The sequence below is a fragment of the Pseudoalteromonas aliena genome, assembly GCF_038155085.1.
GTDB lineage: Bacteria > Pseudomonadota > Gammaproteobacteria > Enterobacterales > Alteromonadaceae > Pseudoalteromonas > Pseudoalteromonas aliena_A.
Genome location: NZ_JBAKAU010000251.1, coordinates 1 through 213, shown reverse-complemented (window position 1 = coordinate 213; position 213 = coordinate 1). Strand labels below are relative to the sequence as shown.

Annotated in this window: 1 pseudogene; it reads left to right on the top strand. The window is 40.4% G+C overall.

From position 1 onward, the window contains the following. Positions 1-213: pseudogene (locus V6260_RS19270) on the top strand (acyl-CoA dehydrogenase domain-containing protein); the annotation flags it as partial.

The window sequence follows — 213 nt, the reverse complement described above, 5'->3', positions numbered from 1 at the left end:
TTACGGTTGAAGGCGCAAATATTTTAACGCGAAACTTAATCATATATCGCCAAGCAGCAACACGGTGCCACCCATTTGTTTTAAAAGAAAAGGAAGCCGCTGCAATGGAAGATAACGATGCAGCACATGAACAGTTTGATGGCTAATTAATCAACCACATACTATTTGCTGCAAGTAAAGCAGGAATGGCATTTGTGCATCGTTTAAAAGGCA